The organism is Arthrobacter sp. RAF14, assembly GCF_052114185.1.
GTDB lineage: Bacteria > Actinomycetota > Actinomycetes > Actinomycetales > Micrococcaceae > Arthrobacter_E.
The window spans coordinates 98945-119251 of record NZ_JBFREG010000005.1 but is presented as its reverse complement, the minus strand read 5'-3'; the positions used below and the strand labels follow the sequence as shown (position 1 = coordinate 119251).

General features: G+C 71.1%; 17 protein-coding genes and 1 riboswitch. Of the genes, 8 read left to right on the top strand and 9 right to left on the bottom strand.

What is annotated here, in order from left to right; translation table 11 throughout:
• Positions 1-63: 63 nt before the first annotated feature.
• Positions 64-1476 carry a xylulokinase gene (gene xylB, locus AB4Y75_RS12835; protein WP_441436268.1) on the bottom strand — a complete coding sequence of 471 codons (1413 nt, stop codon included), beginning with the start codon at positions 1474-1476 and terminating at the stop codon, positions 64-66.
• A gap of 2 nt (positions 1477-1478) precedes the next feature.
• Positions 1479-3026 carry a mannitol dehydrogenase family protein gene (locus AB4Y75_RS12830; RefSeq protein ID WP_441436267.1) on the bottom strand — a complete coding sequence of 516 codons (1548 nt, stop codon included), beginning with the start codon at positions 3024-3026 and terminating at the stop codon, positions 1479-1481.
• 151 nt (positions 3027-3177) lie between these two features.
• On the opposite strand from AB4Y75_RS12830, the gene AB4Y75_RS12825 reads away from it, so the two are divergent.
• Together AB4Y75_RS12825 and AB4Y75_RS12820 are read left to right on the top strand one after the other, a co-directional pair.
• A complete protein-coding gene (locus tag AB4Y75_RS12825; RefSeq protein ID WP_441436266.1) occupies positions 3178-3786 on the top strand; it encodes a GrpB family protein in 609 nt (202 codons plus the stop codon).
• Between the two features lie 45 nt (positions 3787-3831).
• Positions 3832-4356: a GNAT family N-acetyltransferase gene (locus AB4Y75_RS12820; protein WP_441436265.1), complete on the top strand. Its 525-nt coding sequence runs from the start codon at positions 3832-3834 to the stop codon at positions 4354-4356.
• Positions 4357-4384: 28 nt separating this feature from the next.
• On the opposite strand, the gene AB4Y75_RS12815 is transcribed toward AB4Y75_RS12820, so the two are convergent.
• The gene (locus tag AB4Y75_RS12815) at positions 4385-5038 is read right to left on the bottom strand and encodes a nucleoside/nucleotide kinase family protein (protein ID WP_441436264.1); all 654 of its coding nucleotides are present in this window, start codon (positions 5036-5038) and stop codon (positions 4385-4387) included.
• A 370-nt stretch (positions 5039-5408) separates the two neighbouring features.
• Between AB4Y75_RS12815 and AB4Y75_RS12810 the strand changes: the two genes are divergently transcribed.
• The gene (locus tag AB4Y75_RS12810) at positions 5409-5615 is read left to right on the top strand and encodes a CsbD family protein (RefSeq protein WP_441436293.1); all 207 of its coding nucleotides are present in this window, start codon (positions 5409-5411) and stop codon (positions 5613-5615) included.
• 129 nt (positions 5616-5744) lie between these two features.
• Positions 5745-6404: a hypothetical protein gene (locus AB4Y75_RS12805; protein WP_441436263.1), complete on the top strand. Its 660-nt coding sequence runs from the start codon at positions 5745-5747 to the stop codon at positions 6402-6404.
• Between the two features lie 44 nt (positions 6405-6448).
• Here the strand turns inward: AB4Y75_RS12805 and hrpB are convergent, their stop codons facing one another.
• From hrpB to AB4Y75_RS12775, 6 genes are all read right to left on the bottom strand, one after another.
• The gene (gene hrpB, locus AB4Y75_RS12800; RefSeq protein WP_441436262.1) at positions 6449-9133 is read right to left on the bottom strand and encodes an ATP-dependent helicase HrpB; all 2685 of its coding nucleotides are present in this window, start codon (positions 9131-9133) and stop codon (positions 6449-6451) included.
• A gap of 57 nt (positions 9134-9190) precedes the next feature.
• Complete coding sequence (locus tag AB4Y75_RS12795) at positions 9191-9817, bottom strand: HdeD family acid-resistance protein (protein ID WP_441436261.1); 627 nt, start codon at positions 9815-9817, stop codon at positions 9191-9193.
• A gap of 125 nt (positions 9818-9942) precedes the next feature.
• Positions 9943-11463, bottom strand: a complete 1521-nt coding sequence (locus AB4Y75_RS12790) for a UDP-N-acetylglucosamine 1-carboxyvinyltransferase (RefSeq protein WP_441436260.1) — start codon at positions 11461-11463, stop codon at positions 9943-9945.
• Positions 11464-11608: 145 nt separating this feature from the next.
• Positions 11609-12430 (bottom strand): energy-coupling factor transporter transmembrane component T family protein, encoded by an 822-nt coding sequence (locus tag AB4Y75_RS12785; RefSeq protein ID WP_441436259.1) that lies wholly within the window; start codon positions 12428-12430, stop codon positions 11609-11611.
• Positions 12427-14052 (bottom strand): ABC transporter ATP-binding protein, encoded by a 1626-nt coding sequence (locus AB4Y75_RS12780; RefSeq protein WP_441436258.1) that lies wholly within the window; start codon positions 14050-14052, stop codon positions 12427-12429. The genes AB4Y75_RS12785 and AB4Y75_RS12780 overlap by 4 nt, the downstream gene beginning before the upstream one ends.
• A gap of 2 nt (positions 14053-14054) precedes the next feature.
• Positions 14055-14669, bottom strand: a complete 615-nt coding sequence (locus tag AB4Y75_RS12775; RefSeq protein ID WP_441436257.1) for an ECF transporter S component — start codon at positions 14667-14669, stop codon at positions 14055-14057.
• A gap of 44 nt (positions 14670-14713) precedes the next feature.
• Positions 14714-14834, bottom strand: a riboswitch (TPP riboswitch).
• 494 nt (positions 14835-15328) lie between these two features.
• Between AB4Y75_RS12775 and AB4Y75_RS12770 the strand changes: the two genes are divergently transcribed.
• From AB4Y75_RS12770 to AB4Y75_RS12755, 4 genes are all read left to right on the top strand, one after another.
• On the top strand, positions 15329-16036 hold the full coding sequence (locus AB4Y75_RS12770; protein WP_441436256.1) for a DsbA family protein: 708 nt from the start codon (positions 15329-15331) through the stop codon (positions 16034-16036).
• Between the two features lie 68 nt (positions 16037-16104).
• Positions 16105-16776 carry a TetR family transcriptional regulator gene (locus tag AB4Y75_RS12765; protein ID WP_441436255.1) on the top strand — a complete coding sequence of 224 codons (672 nt, stop codon included), beginning with the start codon at positions 16105-16107 and terminating at the stop codon, positions 16774-16776.
• Between the two features lie 82 nt (positions 16777-16858).
• Positions 16859-19747: an MMPL family transporter gene (locus AB4Y75_RS12760; protein ID WP_441436254.1), complete on the top strand. Its 2889-nt coding sequence runs from the start codon at positions 16859-16861 to the stop codon at positions 19745-19747.
• Positions 19748-19988: 241 nt separating this feature from the next.
• A complete protein-coding gene (locus AB4Y75_RS12755) occupies positions 19989-20249 on the top strand; it encodes a DUF4235 domain-containing protein (protein WP_066213955.1) in 261 nt (86 codons plus the stop codon).
• Positions 20250-20307 lie beyond the last annotated feature (58 nt).

Below are 20307 nucleotides of genomic sequence, written 5' to 3'. Positions count from 1 at the left end.
ACAGTCCCACGCCCCGGGACTGTGCTCAACTGGCGTCTCGCGAGCAGGGAGGGGGCGGGGTTCCTAGCCCAGGTACCCCGCGGACCAGTGACGGAAGGCCGCGAGCGCCGCGCCGTCGCCGAGGGTCTGGGGCACCAGGTGTCCGTCCTGCGGCCACACGGGGAGCCCTCCGGCGAGGACCCCGGCGGCCTGGACCGCCGCGCCGCGGGCCACGTACTCGTCCGGATCCGGCACCAGCACCGGCAGACCGAACACGTCGGCCGCCACGGCCCGCGCGGTGTTCGCCTGGCTGCCGCCCCCGATGAGGATGACCCGCCGGGCCCTCGCGCCCTGGGCCTCCAGGGCGTCCAGCCCCAGCGCGAGCGAGGCGATCACGCCCTCGAAGGCCGCCCGCGCCACATTGCCGGGGCTCCAGTTCTCCAGGGTCATGCCATGCAGGCCGCCCTTCGCATGGGGCAGGTTCGGCGTGCGTTCGCCTTCGAAGTACGGCACCATCGTCAGCCCGCCGGATCCGGGACGGGCCGCGCTGGCCAGGGCGTCCAGCCGGTCCAGCTTCACGCCGAGCAACTGCGCCGTGGCGTCGAAGACCCGGGCCGCGTTGAGCGTGCACACCAGGGGCAGGAAGTTCCCCGTGGCGTCCGCGAACCCCGCCACCACTCCCTCCGGATCGTGGCTCGGCGCGGAGGACACGGCGAAGATCGTCCCGGACGTGCCCAGGGACACGACCACGTCCCCCAGCTGGGCCCCCACGCCGAGGGCCGCCGCGGCGTTGTCCCCGGCGCCGGGCGCCAGAAGCTGCCCGGACGGAAGCCGCCCGGCGGATTCGAGGGGCCCGAGCACGCGCGGCAGGACGACGTCGTGCCCCAGGACGTTCCGCACCACCTCCGGGAGGTAGGCGCCGTGAGCGGCCGAGTAGTACCCCGTGCCGGACGCGTCCGAACGGTCGGTGACCAGGGCCTCCAGATCAGGGTTTCCGGGTCCGAATCCCGCGAGCCGCCACTGCAGCCAATCGTGCGGGAGGCAGACCGCGGCGACCTTCCGGGCATTGGCGGGTTCGTTCGCGGCGAGCCAGTGCAGCTTGGACACCGTCAGCGAGGCGACCGGGACGGTGCCGGTGCTGCGCGCCCAGTACTCGCGGCCCAGCTCCGGCGTGGGTCCCGCCGTGGCCACGAGCCGGTCCGCGTCGGGCGCCGAACGCACGTCGTTCCAGAGCAGGGCCGGGCGGATGACCTCGCCGCGCTCATCAAGGCAGACCATGCCGTGCTGTTGCCCCGCGATCGACACCGCATCCACGCCGTCCAGTCCCCCGGCCTGCCGCAGGGCCTCGTGCAGCGCGTCCCACCAGCGCTCCGGGTCCACCTCGGTGCCCTGCGGATGGCGTGCCCGCCCCTGGCGCTGGACCGTCCCGTTCTCCGCGTCCCGGACGGTCACCTTGCAAGACTGGGTGGAGGTGTCGATCCCCGCGACCAGCGCCATGCTCAGCCTTCCCGTCCGGGGCGACCGGCAGGACCGGCCAGGTCCGCCACCGTGGCACGCGCGCCCCGCTCGTGCAGGCTCGCCAGGGCGGCCAGGTACGGCTCGGTGAACCGCGGATCATCCACCAGGTCCCCGAACACCTCGCGCTGGGCCACGAACGCCAGCGGCTCGTCCGCCTGCCGTGCCGCGGCCGCCATGAGCGGCTCCTTCAGGCGGTCGACGACGGCGATCGGCTCCCCCGCCTCGTCCACCCCTTCCGCGTACCGCGCCCAGGAGGCCACCACCGCGGCGCTGCGGCCCACCTCCCGCTCCTCCCCGGCGTCGGCCGCCGCGAGATTCTCCCGGATGACCGGGACGAGCCATTTGGGGATGCGGTCCGAGCTCTCCGCGCAGAGCCGGGCGAGGGTGTCCCGGATGTGTTCGTTGGAGAACCGTTCGATCAGCCGGCGCTTGTACGCGTCCAGGTCCACACCGGGCACCGGACGAAGCGTGGGGGTGGCCTCGCGGTCCATGTAGTCCAGGAGGAAGCGGGCGAGGTCAGGATCCTGGGCGGCCTCATGCGCGTAGCGGTGACCCGCCAGGTAGCCGAAGTAGCCCATGCCCTGGTGGCTCGCGTTGAGCAGGCGGAGTTTCATGAGCTCGTACGGTTCCACGTCCGGCACCAGCTGCACGCCGGCCTCGTCGTACGGCGGGCGGCCGGGCCCCGAACCGGCGGGGACGAAGTGGTCCTCCAGCACCCATTGCGTGAACGGCTCGCAGACCACGGGCCAGGCGTCCGTGTACCCGTGGTCGCTCTGGACCGTGGCCCGGTCCGCGTCCGTGGTGACGGGGGTGATGCGGTCCACCATCGAGTTGGGGAACGGCACTTCGGCCTCCATCCAGGCACCCAGCTCCGGGTCCCTCAGCCGGGCGAACGCGGTGAACATCTTCCGGGCCACGTCGCCGTTGCCCTGGATGTTGTCGCAGGACATGACCGTGAAGGGCGCCACTCCGCGCGCACGACGGCGGGCGAGTGCCTCCGTGACCAGGCCGAACACCGTGCCGGGCACGGCACCCTCGTCGAGGTCGGCCTGCACAGCCGGGGCGGCGTCGTCGAACTCGCCGGTGACGTGGTGGAAGTTGTAGCCGCCCTCGGTGATGGTGAGCGAGACGATGCGGATCTCCGGGGAGGCCATCTTCTCGATGACCGCCTCGGGGTCGTCCGGGGCGAAGAGGTAGTCTACGATCGAGCCGATGACGCGGGCTTCGCGGCGGCCGTCCGGGTGCTTGATGACCAGTGTGTAGAGGTGGCCCTGTGCCTCCATCACGTCCAGCATGTGGCGGTCGCCCGGGAGGACGCCGACCCCGCAGATGGCCCAGTCGAGTGCCTTGCCCTGGTTCATGAGGTCGTCCAGGTACATGGCCTGGTGCGCCCGGTGGAAGCCGCCCATGCCGAAGTGGACGATCCCCGCCCTGAGCTGCGAGCGGTCGTAGGAGGGCACGGTCACCGGGGTGGCTCCGGGCAGGCCTTCGGCGAGGGCGGGCAGCAGATGCTGGGAGAGCGAGGTCATGGGTTCCTCTCGGTTCCAGGCGCGCGACGGCGGGCTTCGCGGCCGGTGACGGGTTCGTGGGCACCACCGTCCGTGATTCGCGGGGCTGCGGCAAGAGGCCGCAGCGGATCGGTCGCAAACGGTCAAGGGCCGGCCGTGGAAGGATGGCCCCATGCCGAGCAGAGAGAGCATCGTCAGCTTCGAGGAACCCCCGGTCCCCGAGGGCGCCGATCCCTATGTGAACGGCGTCGGGCCGAGCCCCGGCATCGCCGTGGTGCCCCCACGGGACGAGTGGCCGGAGCTGTTCGAGGCCCTGGCCGCGCGGATCCGCGCCGCGCTCGGCTGGCGCGCACTCGCCGTCGAGCATGTGGGCTCCACCTCAGTGCCGCGCCTCTCCGCCAAGCCGACCATCGACATCGATCTGATTGTGGCCGATCCGGACCGCGAGGAGGACTACCTCCCGGCACTCGAACAGCAGGGATTCGTGCTGCGGGTCCGCGAGCCGTGGTGGTTCGGCCACCGGATGCTCGCCCGGCAGGATCCGGCCTGCCACCTGCATGTCTTCGGCCCGGACAGCCCGGAACCGGTCAAGCACCGGATCTTCCGGGACTGGCTGCGGGCGAATCCCGGCGACCGTGAGCTCTACGAATCGGTGAAGCTGCGCGCCTCGGCGGAGGCGGCCGCCGCGGGCGAACACTCCATGGAGTACAACGCCCGCAAGGAGTCCGTGATCCGGGAGATCTACGACCGCGCCTTCCGCGCCGCAGGCCTGATCCGATGAACCACTGAGCCCACCGGCCGCCCTGCTCCTCTAGGCTGAGGCATCATGGAGTTCACCATCCGTCCCCGCGTCCCGGGCGACATCCCGGCCCTCGCCGAACTGCTCGAACGGCAGCAGCCCGCGAGCAGGTACCCCTTCGTCTGGCCGTTCCCCGGCGGGGCCGAATCCTTCCTGGTGCGCGACGGCGAGCTGGCCTCTTGGGTGGCCGAAGCCGCCGACGGAACGCTGCTGGGTCATGTGGCGGTGACCCACGCGGACGGCGGCGTCGAAGGGCGCCTGTGGTCGGAGGCGGTGGGCGCGCCGGTCGAGGAGCTGCGCTGCGTGAGCGTGCTGTTCACCGACCCCGGGTACGCGGGATCCGGCGCGGGGTCCGCCCTCCTGGAGCACGCGACGCGGGCCGCCGCGGCGGACGGCTGGCCGGTGCTGGACGTGGTCGCGTCCGCAGAGCGGCCGGTACGGCTCTATCAGCGGCGCGGCTGGCAGATCATCGCGACCATCTCCGCCCCCTGGCACCCCGAACTCGAGCTGCCGATCCACCTCATGGTCCTCCCCCGCGACGGCGCGGCCTAGCTCCGCCGGCGGCCTTCCCGTCTCCCGCTCAGCCGGGCCGGACGACGACGGCGGCCCGCCCTCGCGCGGCACGGATCAGCCGGGCGTTGGCCTCGTCCGTGCCGAGCGCCCAGGCGCGTGCCGCCTCGGGGCTCTTGCCGAAGGCCTCATGACGGGCGATCAGACGATCCACCCGCAGGTCCTCGTCCGGTTCCACGGACCAGGCCTCGTCGAGCAGGGGCAGCACACCGGCCCAGGGCTCGTCGGGGAGCAGCAGGTAATTGCCTTCCGTGACGATGAGACGGGCCGCCCGCGGCACCGGGATGGCGCCGGCCACGGGTTCCTCGATCTCGCGCCGGAACTCGGGGGCGAACACCACCTCCTCGTCACGGGCCCGGAGGCGACGCAGCAGCGCGAGGTAGCCGGCGCCGTCGAACGTCTCGGGCGCACCTTTGCGGTGGCGCAGGCCGCGCTGTTCCAGCACCACGTTGGCCAGGTGGTAGCCATCGAGAGGCACGGCGACGGCGAGCTCCGGACCGAAGTGCGCCACCAGCTGCGTGGAGAGCGTGGTCTTCCCGGCTCCGGGACACCCGGCGAGGCCCAGGATGACACGGTCTCCGGTGCGCAGCAGCTGCTCCACGCGCTGAAGGGCGGCGGGCAGGTCCAGCACGGGCAGGGCGGTGTCCGGGGCGGCATTGTCCATGCCGGAACCGTATCGTGCCGGGACGGTCGTCGGCAGCGCTCCGGACCGCGCCGGGGATCCGGGCGCTTCAGGAACGCCTGACGGGCGGAATCGGGCATCCGCAACGCCGGTGCGCGGCGCCACCCCCACGCAGGCCGTCCGCGTCCGAGGGCCGACGCACCGGTTCAGCGGAGCGCGAACACGGCGCGGATCGGCAGGATTCCGGGGGTTTCGGCGGTTCCTGGGAGTTTCCCCGGTTGCGAACCCAGAACAAGTGTGATGAGGATTGAAGTATCGCTTCACGGCGTAGCGGTTGATGGGAGAGCCATTCTCTTACCGCCCGTTCCAGGATTCGACCAAGGGCCACGAGCCCGCTGACGAGGAGGACATCATGGGTATCGGCGACAAGATCAACAACAAGGCTGAAGAGCTGGGTGGCAAGGCCAAGGAAGCCGCCGGTCAGGCGACCGGCGACGAGCGCCTCGAAGCCGAGGGCCAGAAGGACCAGGCTTCGGCCGGTCTGAAGCAGGCCGGCGAGAAGGTCAAGGACGCCGCGGCCGACGCCGTGGAGAACGTCAAGGACATCTTCAAGAAGTAGCTTCCCGACGGCGGTCTCCGCCACTCGCGACGTGCAGGCTGCGGCCCGGGCGATGCCCGGGCCGCAGCTGTGTGCGGGAGGCTCCCGATAGACACTCGGATAAGCCCATCGTCTGGATAGACTGGTGGCATGCAGACCATTCCAGAGCGTCAGCGCCGCGTCTTCCGCATCGCCTTGCTGTGCCTGTCAATCTCCGTGGGGCTGGTGCTCGGTGCGTTCGCCGGACTGCTGCTGGGCCTGAATCGGCATAGCAGCAGCGTCGCCCTGCCCGTGCTGCTCGGACTCTCCGCCGCCTTTTCGACCGTGATCATGGTGGTGCTCATCCCGCTGATGGCCTCGGAGGAGCGGAACCTGCAGCGGAGGCTTGATGACTGCGACTCCGCCGCAATGGCTTCCGCGGGCGGGGCGGCGTGGCCCGCGGCGTCGGCCGTCCTGGTGCGCGTCATGCCGGCGCGACGGCGCGCCACGTTCAAAACGGCGCTCTTCACGGCGAACACCCCCGAGCGGGGCGTCCTGCCCGTGGCCGTCCGGCTCCCCGCGTCGGCTTCACCGCAGACTTCCAGCGGTGCGTGGCTGCGCCTGAATCCCGCCGACCCCGCCGTCGCGGTCATCGATCCCTACGCCACCCCGGCGGATCATGCGAATGCGGGCTCCGACCCGGCCCTGGCCCGCCTCAACCGGGTGCAGCGGGGCCTCGCCGTGCCGGCCGGGACCTGGGCCGGCCCGGTGCTGATCGGCGTCGCCGTCGCGGTGGTCATGGCGGCCCTGATGGCGCTGGTCGCACACTGACCGACGACGGCGGGGCGGCCGGGCCGCCGGGCCTCCGGCCGGCCCTACCCGCCCATCCGGTTCTTGGTGCGGGCCGTCGCGACGGCGGCCCACGGGTCCTCCGGCCAGGGGTGCTTCGGGTAACGCCCGCGCATCTCGGCCCTGACCTGCGCATACGGTCCGGACCAGAATGACGCCAGATCCGCCGTCACGGCCAGCGGCCGCCCGGCGGGGGACAGCAGATGGAACACCACAGGCACCCGGCCGTCCACGAGACGCGGCGTCTCGGCCCAGCCGAAACACTCCTGCAGCTTCACCGCGACCACCGGCTGGGGCACCGGGGCGTCCCCGTCCGGGGACTCCTCCACCTCGGGATACTCCAGGCGCACCTGTCGCCCACTCGGCACCTCCAGTTCCGCGGGCGCCAGCTCCTCCAGACGCACGGCCTCCGGCCAGGGAAGCAGCCTCCGCAACGCATCCACCAAGGCCAGTCCCTTCACGGACGCCCCGCCGGCAAGCGCATCGAGTTCGCTCCCCAGCCACTCCTCGGCGCGGGCCAGCAGCGCCGCCGACGACATGTCCGGCCACGGCTCCCCCAGCACCCGGTGCAGCAGCGCGAGCCGACGCCGGAGCGCGTCCGCCGGGCCGGGGAAGCCGATGACTTCGAGCCCGTCCCGCTCCACAGCACCCAGGACGGCGGCATGGCCTTCCCGGGGGCCCGGCTTCACCGGAGTGGACGACAGAACGATCGCCCCGAGCCGGCGGACCTTCCGCGCGGCCACCCGGCCGCCCTCGAAGGACGCCTCCACACCGTCCGCAAGCAGAGGTGACGCCGCGAGCGCGGCCGTCTCCCCGGAGATCGCCGCGGCAGCCCGGATCACGGCCCCGGTCCCGGCAGCCTCACGACCTGCGGCGCGGCTCGCCTCCGCCACCGCCAGCCACTCGTGTCCGGCCAGCGGACTTCCGGCCGGCAACGCCGCCCGCGTCCCGGACGCCAGCAGGAACACTTCCCGCTCGCCCGGCACCCTGCGTGCCACCTGCGCCGGGAAGCCGAGCGCGACGACGGCGCCCACCTCCTCCCCGCGCGGCACCGCCCGGGCGGGGGCCGACGTCGTCGTGCCGGACGAGGCGGTCATCGCCGGCGAAGAGTCCGCGATCCTTTCGAAACGCCGGGCCTCGTCCTTCCAGGCCCGCGCCTGCGGGTCCTGTCCGGAACGCAGGCCACTCAGCAGCCTGCCCAGATCCGCCCCGGGCGCCCGGAACTCCCGCGCCACCAAGGCCACCGCCTCCGCCGCCGGACGGGCGCCCAGCAGCGCGGCGCCCTCCAACAGGGCGCGGCCCAGGCGCGGGTCGGCGGGGATGGCGGCGAGGACGCGGCCCTCGTCGTTCGCGTGGCCGTCCGTGGTCACGGCCCCGAGTGCGGTCAGCGTGGACACCGCGTCTCGCAGAGCGGCCTGCGGCGGCGCGTCGGGCAGGGCGAACCGCTCGGGGCCGTCCGCGCCGGCGAGCACTCCGGGCAGCGCACCCCAGCAGGCCAGCACCAGTGCGGCCTCGGTCAGATCGGCCGCGGCGATCTCCGGCGTCGGCTGCGCGGGAGCGGCCGCGAAAGCCCGTTCGTCGCAGCAGCGGACCGCTCGCCCCGGCCCCTGCCGCGCGGCGCGGCCGGCACGCTGTGCGGCACTCGCTCTGGACGCCGCCACCGTGACCAGACCGTTCATGCCCCGCGAGGCATCTCTGCGGGGCTCGCGGCTGAGGCACGAGTCGATCACCAGGCGCACACCCGGAACGGTCAGCGAGGACTCGGCGAGCGACGTGGAGACGACGATCCGCGGCCCGTCGCCGGGACGCCGCCCGGACACGGCCCTCTGTTGTTCCGTGGGGCCGATCTGACCATGCAGTTCAAGGACCTCCGTGCCGGGAACCCGGCCCCGGAGCCGCTCGGCGACGTGCCGGACCTCGCGAGCACCGGGCACGAACACCAGGGCGTCGACGTCCGGGTCCGCCGCGAGCGCCGCACGGTGCTCACGCGCGGCGGTGTCCGCCACATGATCCAGGAATCCCCGCGTCACACCCCGTTCGTCCATCCGGGCCACGGGCGACGGGTCCCACGCCACCTCGAGCGGATGCAGGGCGGAGGGGCAATCCACCACGGGCACCGGGCCTGCGGAACCACCCAGCAGCGCGGCGAACCGCGCGGCGTCCAGGGTGGCGGACATGGCGACCACCAGCAGATCGTCGCGGAGCTGCCGGAGCTCGGCGAGCATGGCGAAGAGCAGGTCGCTCTCCAGGGCGCGTTCGTGCACCTCGTCCAGGACCACGGCGTCCACGCCGTCCAGACCCGGATCGGCCAGGAGACGGCGCAGCAGGATCCCCGGCGTCACGAACTCGACCATGGTGTCGCGCCCGGCCTGCCGCTCGCCGCGGACCGTGAAACCCACCTTCCGCCCCAGCGGGCTGCCGTCCAGGGCCGCCAGCCGGGCCGCCGCGGCTCGTGCTGCCACCCTTCGCGGCTGGGTCACGACGACGCGCGGGCGCCTTCCACCGGCTCGCGCGGCGGCGAGTGTGGCCACCAGAGGGGGGACGAGGGTCGTCTTGCCCGTGCCGGGCGGCGCCTGCACCACCGCGGCGGGCCCGGCGTCGTCGTCCGCCCGGCCGGAAGCGGACCCGTCCGGTCCGCCCAGCGCGGCGGCCAGCTCCCCCAGGGCCGCGGCGAAAGGCAGCCCGGCCCCGATCACGTCAAGGTCGAACATCCCGTTCCCCTCTCGCGAGAAGCCAGCTGAGCACAGTCCGGGTGCTCAGGACTGTGCTCAACTGGCGTCTCGCGCCGCGGAGGCGGACGGGGAAGCGGCCGCAGAAGACTGGGCCCGGCGCAGCTTCGTCACGGACAGGACGGCGATCTTCAGACCCACCAGGACGCTGCGGAGGCCGAAGGCGAAGGCCAGCACCGTGGCCCCGGTGCCCGGCAGCACCGCGCAGAAGGAGGCCAGGACCAGGTCCAGCACGCTCCGGAAGAGGTCCTGCCACGGAGCGTCGGAACGGTTCCGCAGGACCTCCACCAGGCGGGTGGCCCCACTGGAAAGCAGGGTGAGCGCGGCCAGGTACACCAGCGCCGCGGACGGCAGAGGGATCAGCAGGACCACCAGGCCGGCCGCGACCCAGATGAGGCCCAGGAGCATGGGCCAGAGCCGGCGTCGCGACTTTCCGGCCCGGGCCTCCTGCGCGGCATCCGCCACGTCGTCCAGACCGGACAGGACGAACCCCACCCCGGCGTAGATTTCGATCCGGGTCAGCGCCCCGAGCGGATGCAGGAAGAGCCAGAGGCCGCCCGCCAGAGAGGCTAGACCCACCAGGAACACCACCCACCATGGCAGTCGTGCCACATGTTTGCCGAGCAGGCCAGGCAGGGTCCAGAAGCGCTGGTGGATGGAACTCATCCCCCTATTCTCCCCGGCGATCGCTCCCTGACCACGCACGCGAACCGCCACTTGATGCCCTTTTCCGGGGTGGATACGGGCATCAAGTGGCGGTTCGCGTGCGTGGTGGGGGAAGCGGCGGAGGATCAGTCCTCGAAGTACTCGATCCGGGCGCCGATGGAGTTGAGGCGGTCGGCCAGGTCCGCGTAACCGCGCTCGATCACGTAGATGTTGCGCAGGGTGGACGTGCCACGGGCGGCCAGCATGGCCAGCAGGAGGCAGGCGGCCGGGCGCAGGGCCGGGGGGCAGCCGATCTCCGCAGCGCGCCACTTGGTGGGGCCGTTGACGTAGATGCGGTGCGGATCCAGCAGCTGCACGTTGGCGCCCAGACGGTTGAGCTCCGTCAGGTAGATGGCACGGTTCTCGTAGACCCAGTCGTGGATCATGGTCTGGCCCTCGGCATTGGCCGCGATGACCGCGAAGAACGGCAGGTTGTCGATGTTCATGCCCGGGAACGGCATGGGGTGGATCTTGTCCACGGAAGCGTGCAGGACGCTGGGCTTCGTGGTGACGTCCACCAGACGGGTGTGGCCGTTGCGGGCCACGTACTCGCCCGAGATCTCGAGTTCCTGGCCCATGTGCTGCAGGAACGCCAGCTCGATCTCCATGAACTCGATCGGCACGCGGCGTACGGTCACCTCGGAGTTGGTGACGATTCCCGCGGTGATCAGGCTCATGGCCTCGATGGGGTCCTCGGACGGGAAGTATTCGATGTCCTGGTCGATGTTGGTGCGGCCGGTGATGCGCAGCGTGGTGGTGCCGATGCCCTCGATGGTCACACCCAGCATCTGCAGGTAGAAGCAGAGGTCCTGCACCATGTAGTTGGGGCTGGCGTTGCGGATCACGGTGGTGCCGGTGCGGTGGGCCGCGGCCATGATGGCGTTCTCGGTGACGGTGTCGCCGCGTTCGGTCAGCACGAAGGTGCGGTCCTTGCTGTCGGCCTCCGGGGCCTGGACCAGATAGAAGCCGGACTTCGCCTCGACGGAAAGGCCGAACTGGCGCAGGGCCTGCATGTGCGGCTCCACGGTGCGGGTGCCGAGGTCGCAGCCGCCGGCGTAGGGCAGCTGGTACTCCTCGCGCTCGTCCAGGAGGGGTCCCAGGAGCATGATGACGCTGCGGGTGCGGCGGGCGGCATCCACGTCCATGGCGTCCAGGTCCAGGACGGCGGGGCGGCGGATCTGCAGGTCGTTCTCGTTCAGCCAGGTGCACTCGACGCCGATGCTCGCCAGCACCTCGACGATGCGGTTGACCTCCTCGATGCGCGCCAGACGGCGCAGCGTGGTGGTGCCACGGTTGATGAGGCTGGCCAGCAGAAGCGCGACGCCGGCGTTCTTGCTGCTGTTGACGTCCACCGCTCCGCTGAGCTGATGTCCGCCCTCCACTCGCAGGTGGGTCACGCGCGGCCGCGCCGGGGTGAGGAGCGTGGCCTCGAACAGATCCTCCAGGCGACGGATCATGCGCAGGCTCAGATTCTGCTTGCCGGTCTCCATGCGGGCCACGGCGCTCTGGCTGGTACCCAGCTCCTCGGCCAGTTTCCCCTGAGTCCAGCCCTTGTCGCTGCGGGCGTCGCGAAGCCAGGAAGCCAGATGATCCATCGTCTCAGTCATGAGCACGAATATATCAGATGTGAGTTACCCGGAGGCAAATCACCGGTCCGGTGGCTCGAATATGGGATACCCAAGTCATATTGTGCGATATTTCTTCCCGGATTCCGCGTCACGATCCGGCTGCCCGGACCACATACCGACCGCGTCAGTACACCACGTGCCAGGCGCCGAACAGCACGGACAAACCCACGGACAGCCCGGCGATCACCAACGCTCCGAGAACCACCCACAGGTCCACGGCGGAGAGTCGGGACGGGCGCGCCCAGGTCCGCGGACCCGCGCCGAAGCCACGCGCCTCCATGGTCACGGCAAGTCGCGATGCCCGGCGGATCGATTGGACCAACAGCCCGAAACTCTGGCCCAGCTTGGCTGCGATCCCGGACAGCAGGTTCCCGGATGTGCCCACCCCTCGGGCCCGACGGGCCATCCCGATGGTCTGCCACTCCTCCACCATGAGGCCCACCAGACGGAGCGCCGCCAGCGTCCCGAGGACGAAGCGGTGCGGCAGCCGGGCCAACTGGGCCAGAGCGTCCGCCAGGTCGGTCGGTTCGGTGCAGGCCATCACGATCACCGCGGGCAGCGCGATCGCCAGACCTCGGAGCAGGAACCCCAGACCCAGCAGCAAGGAGTGCTCGCCCATGGTCCAGATCCCGAAACTGAAGAGGATCGGCCCCTTGTCCGGGGCGAGCACCGCCGTGCTCCATCCACCCAGGACGGCTGCCGCCACCAAAGGCCACGCCCTGCTCCACAGGAGACGGAGGTTCAGCCCGGCCAGGGGCAGCGTGAGGAGTTCACAGAGCACCGCGATCCCCGCGGACAGCCAGTCGATGGACCAGACCAGCGCCACGGTGATGATCGCCAGGGCTCCGAACTTCGCGAGCGGATTGGCTCTCCCCAGCAGCGGCTGTTCCGCCCGGGCGGCGGCATAAGGGTCCAGCGCCCCGCGGTTCTCAACCCCGATGCTCATGCGTCCCCCTTCGCGGGTCCGTGCCCGGTTCGTTCAGCACTCGCCGCACCGGCGAGCACGGCTCCCGTGGCACCCCCGAGCACCAGCTCCGTCGCGCCGAGCGCACGGGTGAAGTCGGCGTCGTGGGTCACGGAAAGGATCGAGACGCCGTCCCGGAGCAGTTCCAGCAGCAGCGAACCCAGCTCGGCCCAGGTGCGGGCATCCTGCCCGAAGGTGGGTTCGTCGAGGACCAGGAGACGCGGGTGGGCGGCCAGCACGGTCGCGACGGACAGCCGCCGCTTCTCACCTCCGGAGAGGGTGTACGGATTGGCGTCGGCCAGCCCGTCGAGCCGGAGACGATGCAGCAGTTCGTCCACCCGTTCCTCCCCGCGGCCGAGCTGCCGGGGGCCGAACCGCAGCTCGTCGAGCACGGTTCCGGTGACGAACTGGTGCTCGGGTTCCTGGAACACCGTCCCGATCCGCGTGATCAGTTCCTTCGCCTTCCAGCGGTATGGCTCGGGACGCCGGGGCACGGCCTCCCCCGCGGCCAGCAGCTCGGACGAACCGACGACGGCGCCCGCGGCCGGGGTAAGCAGGCCCGCCAGCGTGAGGGCCAGGGTCGATTTGCCCACGCCGTTGGGTCCGGTCACCGAGAGCGCGCGGCCGGCCCGGAGATCCAGCTCGACGCCGCTCAGCACGGGCGCGGCCTTCCGGGACCCGAAACCGCGGCGCGAGACCGCGGCCCGGCTCACCGCCAGGTCCCTGGCCTCCAGAAGCACGACGTCGCCGGACGAGGAGAGGGGAGAAGACGAGGACGAAGGCATTCCGGCACCGGGCGCCGCACCCGTCAGCACCGGAACCCGGCCGGGGATCCAGACTCCCTGGGCCGCCAGGGCCTCGCCCTGGGATTCGAGGACGGTGTCGGGATCACCCGAGGCCACCATCCCGGACGGCCCGTCGGGCCCTGCCCCGAGGACCACCACGCGGTCCACGGCGTCCTTCCAGACCTCCACCCGGTGCTCCACCACGAGCAGCGTCGCGCCTGAGGCGGTCACCGCACGGATCACCGCGTCCCGGACCTCCAGCACGCCGGCGGGATCGAGGTTGGCGGTGGGCTCGTCCAACAGGACCAGTCCGGGACGCATGGCGAGCACCCCGGCGAGCGCCAGGCGCTGCTTCTGGCCGCCGGACAGGGCGTGCGTCGGGTGGTCCAGCGGCAGGGACCCGAGCCCGACATCCTCCAGGGCCTGGCGTACGCGGGGCCAGATCTCGGCGGGAGGCACCGCGAGGTTCTCCGCGCCGAAGGCCACGTCGTCGCCCACCCTGCCGAGCACCACCTGGGTCTCCGGATCCTGCTGCACCAATCCGGCCCGGCCCCGGGCGTCGCGGGGAGAGCGGCCGTCGATCAGCAGCGCGCCGGACTCGTCGGCGTCGTCGTCCTCCGCCGAGCCGAGAACACCGGCCAGGGCGTGCAGCAGCGTCGACTTGCCCGCGCCGGACGGACCCAGCAGGAGGACTTTCTCCCCCGGTTCCAGGTCCAGGTCGAGCCCGGCCACGGCGGCGCGGCTGCGCCCGCCATGCCGCCAGCCCCAGTCGCGGGCCGTGACCCGGGCCGGGGTCACGGCGCTGGCGAAAGAGGCCATGCTCAGCCGAAGACCGGCTCGGCACCGGCCTTGCGGGACGCGAAGGAGGACAGGGCGCCGGTCCGGGCCAGGCCTCGCGTGGCCACCCAGGAGACGGCGCCCGCGATCACGGCGCCGGAGATGATGCAGAAGAGGATGTAGAGGAACTTGGCGGTGCCGTCGTAGGCGATGTTCCAGCCCCAGGGCAGGAAGCAGTCGTTGAGGCCGCAGAACAGGCCGGAGGCCGCGCCCGCCAGCACGGCGGTGGGCAGGTTGAACTTCCGGTAGAGGAACGCGGCGAAGATCAGCTCCGCGCCGAGGCCCTGCAGCAGCCCGGAGATCAGCACGGTGAGGCCGTACTGCGATCCCATGATGAGCTCACCGCTCGCGGCGACGGCCTCGCAGAAGAGAGCGGCGCCGGGCTTGCGGATGATGAGCCCGCCGAGCACGGCCGGGATCATCCAGCCACCGGCGTAGAGGCCGGAAAGCGGGGCGTAGGCGGCGGTCAGCGGGGTGATCAGGTTCGCGCCCTGGGACCAGGCCCAGAACAGCACGCCCCCGGCCACGGCGATCAGCGCCGCCACCACGATGTCCACCACGCGCCAGCCACGACGCTGCGCAATAGCCTGAGTAGTCATTGTCATCCTCCTGGGATTACAGGAGGGGAGGTGCCCGGAGGCACGTTCTGAGATGCTCGACTCCCTAGCGCCGGTACTAGCCGGATCAGGTTCGAGGGTCTGCGGTTGCTCCGCACTCTCAGCGCCCACACACCCTGCGGTGGCGGCGCTCCCCTGTCGTTCGTTGTGTCACTCAGTTTATACCCGCCCGACAACGCCGGCGGAGGCTCCGCTGTCACATTCCCGGGGTGCGGGGGCGGGGTGAGCCCGGGCCGGCGCCGGGCGGGCTGGGGCACCGGAGTCGGGGCGGGGTCCGGGTGCGCTCCCCGCCCACCGCGCACCCCGCCGACCGCGCACTCCACCCACTCGTGAGTCCGCTATGGAGGGGGTGAGTTCGCTACAACTGGTAGCGAACTCACCCCATCCATAGCGGACTCGGCATCGCTCGGCGCACGATCGCCCACATTCGGCGCCCCGTGCCCGTGCCCGTGCCCGTGCCCGTGCCCGTGCAACCCAACTCTGCCCCGCGCCCGCACCATCTCACCTCCCCCCGCGCCACCCCCGGTCCACGGCACCGAGGAACCGCTCGCCCCCTGTTGCCCGCCTCACGAAACTTGGCCCCCTCACGACGCGCTCGTTAGGCTCACTCGCAAGCCGAACGTGACGATGGAAGAAGACTGATGCGCAGCCAGAAGCCCGGATCGACCGCCAAGACCCTCCTCGCCTCGCTGTCCCTGGTCGTCGCGGCCGGGATGCTGGGAGCCTGCGCGGCGCCGTCGTCGTCGAGCGCTCCGGTGCCGTCCGCGAGCGCAGCCGGCACCGCACCGGCCACGCCATCCGCGGCGCTCATGGCGAAACTGGTTCCCACGGACGCCCGGACCCTCACCGATCCGGCGAAGCCCAAGACGACCCTGGTGCTCTTCACCGATTACCAGTGCCCGTACTGCGCCAAGATGGACACTCTGATCGAGCGCGCCACGAAGGAATACGGTTCGCAGGTGCGGATCGTGGTGCGCAACTTCCCGCTGCCCATGCACCAGAACGCGCCGCTGGCGGCGAAGGCCGTGGAGGCCGCGGCCGAACAGGGCGCCCTGGAGAAGATGGGCCACCTCGTGTTCAGCAAGCAGGCCGACTGGGCCAAGTCCACCTCCGGCCAGGCCGAGACCTTCACGGGGTACGCCCGCAAGCTGGGCCTGAACATGGACCGCTTCAACAAGGACTTCACCTCCCCGGCCATCGCGAACCGCGTCCAGCGCGACCTCGACGACGCCAAGGAGCTCGGCCTCCGCGGCACCCCGTCCCTGGTGCTGGAGGGTCAGCTGCTGCCGGTCGATTCGAGCGACTACAACACCCTGAAGGCACCGCTGGACGAGGTTCTGGGGAAGTGATCTCCCCCTCAACATTGCACTCGGTCCCCTAATTGCACTGGGTGCACAAATTGCCGTAGCATGAAACCATGGACTCCACCACCTTCCTGGACGGAACTCCACCGGATCATCCCCACGGCGGCTCCGCGGAGGAGAAGACGTCCCGCCGCGAGCTCAACAAGCAGGCCACCCGTGCAGCCATCATCGAGGCCGCGGTCAGCCTGCTCTCCGAGAACGGCCTGGGCAACTTCACGGCGGAGGACCTGGCCGACGCCGTCGGCATCTCCCGCCGCACCTTCTTCAACTACTTCCCGAGCCCCGAAGCCGCGCTGGCGGCCACCGTCCAGAACTTCCTGGACGGCGCCATCGAGGAATTCCGCCAGCGCCCCGGGGACGAGACCATCCTGGACTCCGCCATCGCCGCGGTCGTGGCCCTCGTGGAGCCCGGCTCGCTCTCCCGCATGGCGCGGGTCTGCCTGCTGACCGAGAATCAGCCGCAGGTCCAGCGCTGGCAGCTGCTGGCCTGGGATGACGCCACCAGCAAGCTCAGCGCCGCCGCCGTCGAACGTCTGGGAACCGAAGCGGACCCCTTCTTCGTCAGAACCATGGTGGGCGCCATCATCGGCGCCGGGAAGGCCGCCATGGAGTACTGGCTGGAATGCGAGGCACCCCGCAGCGGCCTGGTGACCGACGCCCACAGCGCGGCGCTCCGGAGCCTCATCACCCAGGCACTCCAGCATCTCCGGAACGGCTTCGCCTGAGCGGCCACCCCCGGAACACCCAGAACCTCCCGAACACTCGCACTCCGCACCCGCACCACCGGCACCAACAAAGGCACAGACCATGGCACTCCTGCTCTACAGGCTCGGCAAGTTCTCCTACCGGCACCGCTGGTGGGTCGTCTCCTTCTGGCTCGTGGTGCTCCTGGCCGTCGGCGGCTCCGCCGCGCTGTTCAAGGGGCAGCTGACCAACGAGTTCAAGATCCCGGGGACCGAGACCCAGCGGGTCATCGACCACCTCAAGCAGGCGCTCCCCGAAGCAGCCGGCGGCACCGCTTCCGTCGTGTTCCAGAACAAGGACGGCAAGCCGTTCACGGACGAGCAGAAGAAGGCCGTCTCCGACGCGCTGAGCTCGCTGGACGGCACCTCGCAGGTCCAGTCCAGCGTCGACCCGTTCGCCACGCAGGCCGAGGTGGACGCCGCCCCGGCCAAGCTGGCCGCTGCGCAGAAGCAGCTCGACGCAGGCAAGGCCCAGCAGGAGGCCGGCAACAAGCAACTGGACGATGCCAAGAAACAGCTGGACACGGCCAAGGCGCAGGCGGCGGCTGCCCAGAACTCGGGCGTGCAGGTGCCGGCCGCCCAGGCCGAGGCGGCTGCCGCCCAGATCGCCGCCGCGGAGAAGGATTACAACGTCGGCCGCGCCAAGTCGGAGGCCGCAGCCAAGGAGCTCGCGACCCACCAGGCCGAGCTGGACCTCTCCAAGCGCAAGGCCGACGCGTCGCAGGGCATCCGTTTCGTCTCGAAGGACAACACGGTCGCCGTCGCGCAGATCAGCTTCAAGGGCACCCTGAGCGCCCTCTCCACCGAGGACCGGAACCACGTGGTGGACAGCCTGGTCGCCACGGAGAAGACCGGCCTCAACGTCTACCCGAGCAAGGAACTCTCCGAGGACCTCGGAAGCCTGGCCGGTCCGGCGGAGATCATCGGCCTCTGCGTGGCGGTGCTGGTCCTCATCATCATGCTCGGCACCCTGATCGCCGCGGGACTGCCGCTTCTCATGGCGGTCGCCGGGGTGGGCGTGGGTGTCGGCGGCACCATCGCGCTCTCCGGAGTCATCCAGATGAACAGCATGACCCCCATCCTGGCCCTCATGCTGGGTCTGGCCGTCGGCATCGACTACTCCCTCTTCATCGTCAACCGGCACCGCGGCCAGATCCTGTCCGGGATGAGCATGGAGGAATCCGTCGCCCGCGCCACCGGCACCAGTGGCAACGCGGTCTTCTTCGCGGGCGTCACGGTGGTCATCACCCTAGCCGCCCTCGCCGTGCCCGGCCTGCCGTTCCTGAGTCTCATGGGTCTGGCCGCCGCCGCGACGGTCGCCGTGGCGGTGCTGGTCTCCCTCACCCTGACCCCAGCGGTGCTCGGGCTCATCGGCAAGCGCGTCATCTCGAAGCGGGGCTGGCGGCGTGCGGCTGACAGTGCCGCGCACCCGCTGGCCGACCACGACGACGCCGCCCGCGGCTGGGGCGCGTGGGTCACCAAGTGGCCGTGGCTGGCCGTGGTGGTGTCCGTCGTCGTGCTGGGCGTGGTCGCGCTTCCCGCGCAGAAGCTGCACCTGGCGCTGCCGGACGGCGGTTCCGAGGCCGCCGACTCCACCGCGTACAAGGCGTACTCCACCATCAGCACTTCGTTCGGCGACGGCATGAACGGACCCATCGTGGTGGTGGGCGAGTTCCCGGCCGGCCTCAGCGAGCAGGACGCCACCCTCAAGCAGCTGGATCTCGCGGACCGCCTGCGCTCCGTGCCCGGCGTGGTGGCGGCCGTTCCGGCCAAGCTCAGCGACGACCGCCAGACCGCCGTCTTCCAGGTCATCCCCACCGAGGGCCCGGCGAGCGAGAAGACCGTGCAGGTGGTGGCCGACATCCGCGCCAAGGGTGCGGACATCCAGCGGGACCTCGGCGTGAAGATCGGCCTGACGGGCCAGACCACCGCGAACATCGACGTCTCCAACAAGCTGATCGAGGCCCTCCCGCTGTACCTGAGCATCGTGGTGGGGCTGTCCCTGATCCTGTTGCTCCTGGTGTTCCGCTCCATCTGGGTCCCGGTCCTGGCGACGGCGGGCTTCCTGCTGTCCCTGGCCGCGTCGTTCGGAGCCGTGGTGGCCGTGTACCAGTGGGGCTGGCTGGGCGCCGTGTTCGACGTCCCGCACCCCGGCCCGATCCTGAGCATGCTGCCCATCATCCTGATCGGCGTGCTCTTCGGCCTGGCCATGGACTATCAGGTGTTCATCGGCTCCGGCATGCGCGAGGCCTATGTGCACGGCGCGAAGGCCAAGGCGGCCGTCCGGATCGGCTTCAAGCACGCCGCCGTGGTGGTCACCGCGGCCGCGATCATCATGACGAGCGTGTTCGCGGGCTTCATCTTCAACCACCTCACCATGGTCCGGCCGCTCGGGTTCTCCCTGGCGTTCGGCGTGCTGGTGGACGCCTTCGTGGTCCGCATGACACTGATCCCCGCCGCCATGCACCTGCTGGGCAAGCGGGCCTGGTGGCTGCCGGCCTGGCTGGAGAAGCACCTTCCGGACGTGGACGTGGAGGGCGCGCGCCTGAACCAGGAGCACGGCGAGAGCTCCGGCACGGACGACGACGCCGCGGGCCACGTTCCGGCCCTGGCCACCGCGACGACGGGGGTCAACGCAGGGGCGGGCACCTCTGCGGAACCGGCCACGGCTGCGCAGCGTGCCACCGGGGCGAAGAAGAAGGCGAAGGGGAAGCGCGTGGTCGCCGAGCAGCCCCAGGAGCCGCACGCCCACACCGGTTCCCACGCCCTCATCCAGATCCCCGACGCCGAGCCGCGCGAGCTGGGCAACCCGATCCCGGGTGGGCGACGGGAAGCGCGCCAGCGCGAACGGCTGATCGAGACGGGGATGATCCCCGTGGTGCCGGCCGCCGGCGAGCAGGAATCCCGCCGTGACGACGAACCGGAGAACGACCCGGTCAACGCCGGCCGCTGAGCCGGTCGCCGCTGAGCCCCCGCCGACCCCGGCGGGGGCTCAGCGCGTTCCCAGGCCACCGACTCGCTTGGGCCCCTCGCGTACTAGCGCCCAGTACGCTCCCCAACCTCGCTTCGCTCCCCACCGGCTCCCAAAACTCGCTGCGCTCGTTTCGGGCCCCTCGCCGACGGGGCCCCCGGTCAGGGCCCCTCGCGTACTAGGCTGGGGGGTGAAGGCATCGTCAGCACCGTGAGGGAGAAACATGCAGCTTCTGTTCAAATTGCTCGGTACGGCCGTGAGCATCGGCGCGGGTCTCGTGGGTTCGAAGCTGGTGAACGCGGCGTGGGAGAAAGCCACGGGCAACAAGCCCCCGCAGAAGGGCGACGACGCCGAGGCCAGCCTCCGCGCGGCCCTCAGCTTCGCGGTCATCTCCGCCGCCGTGAGCGCCGTGATCCAGGTCCTCACCAACCGCGGCACGCAGCAGGCCATCGCCAAGTTCAACAAGTCGCGGGACGTCGTCTAAACACGGCCCCACGCATCACCACGCCTCGAGTGGGCACTCGATCGTCGTCCCTCCAGGG

Coding starts and splice junctions, on each gene's coding strand:
- AB4Y75_RS12780 (WP_441436258.1), bottom strand. CDS start 14,052: ATGGCCTCTTTCGCCAGCGCCGTGACCCCGGCCCGGGTCACGGCCCGC.
- AB4Y75_RS12825 (WP_441436266.1), top strand. CDS start 3,178: ATGCCGAGCAGAGAGAGCATCGTCAGCTTCGAGGAACCCCCGGTCCCC.
- AB4Y75_RS12810 (WP_441436293.1), top strand. CDS start 5,409: ATGGGTATCGGCGACAAGATCAACAACAAGGCTGAAGAGCTGGGTGGC.
- hrpB (WP_441436262.1), bottom strand. CDS start 9,133: ATGTTCGACCTTGACGTGATCGGGGCCGGGCTGCCTTTCGCCGCGGCC.
- xylB (WP_441436268.1), bottom strand. CDS start 1,476: ATGGCGCTGGTCGCGGGGATCGACACCTCCACCCAGTCTTGCAAGGTG.
- AB4Y75_RS12755 (WP_066213955.1), top strand. CDS start 19,989: ATGCAGCTTCTGTTCAAATTGCTCGGTACGGCCGTGAGCATCGGCGCG.
- AB4Y75_RS12805 (WP_441436263.1), top strand. CDS start 5,745: ATGCAGACCATTCCAGAGCGTCAGCGCCGCGTCTTCCGCATCGCCTTG.
- AB4Y75_RS12770 (WP_441436256.1), top strand. CDS start 15,329: ATGCGCAGCCAGAAGCCCGGATCGACCGCCAAGACCCTCCTCGCCTCG.
- AB4Y75_RS12785 (WP_441436259.1), bottom strand. CDS start 12,430: ATGAGCATCGGGGTTGAGAACCGCGGGGCGCTGGACCCTTATGCCGCC.
- AB4Y75_RS12765 (WP_441436255.1), top strand. CDS start 16,105: ATGGACTCCACCACCTTCCTGGACGGAACTCCACCGGATCATCCCCAC.
- AB4Y75_RS12815 (WP_441436264.1), bottom strand. CDS start 5,038: ATGGACAATGCCGCCCCGGACACCGCCCTGCCCGTGCTGGACCTGCCC.
- AB4Y75_RS12760 (WP_441436254.1), top strand. CDS start 16,859: ATGGCACTCCTGCTCTACAGGCTCGGCAAGTTCTCCTACCGGCACCGC.
- AB4Y75_RS12790 (WP_441436260.1), bottom strand. CDS start 11,463: ATGACTGAGACGATGGATCATCTGGCTTCCTGGCTTCGCGACGCCCGC.
- AB4Y75_RS12830 (WP_441436267.1), bottom strand. CDS start 3,026: ATGACCTCGCTCTCCCAGCATCTGCTGCCCGCCCTCGCCGAAGGCCTG.
- AB4Y75_RS12820 (WP_441436265.1), top strand. CDS start 3,832: ATGGAGTTCACCATCCGTCCCCGCGTCCCGGGCGACATCCCGGCCCTC.
- AB4Y75_RS12775 (WP_441436257.1), bottom strand. CDS start 14,669: ATGACTACTCAGGCTATTGCGCAGCGTCGTGGCTGGCGCGTGGTGGAC.
- AB4Y75_RS12795 (WP_441436261.1), bottom strand. CDS start 9,817: ATGAGTTCCATCCACCAGCGCTTCTGGACCCTGCCTGGCCTGCTCGGC.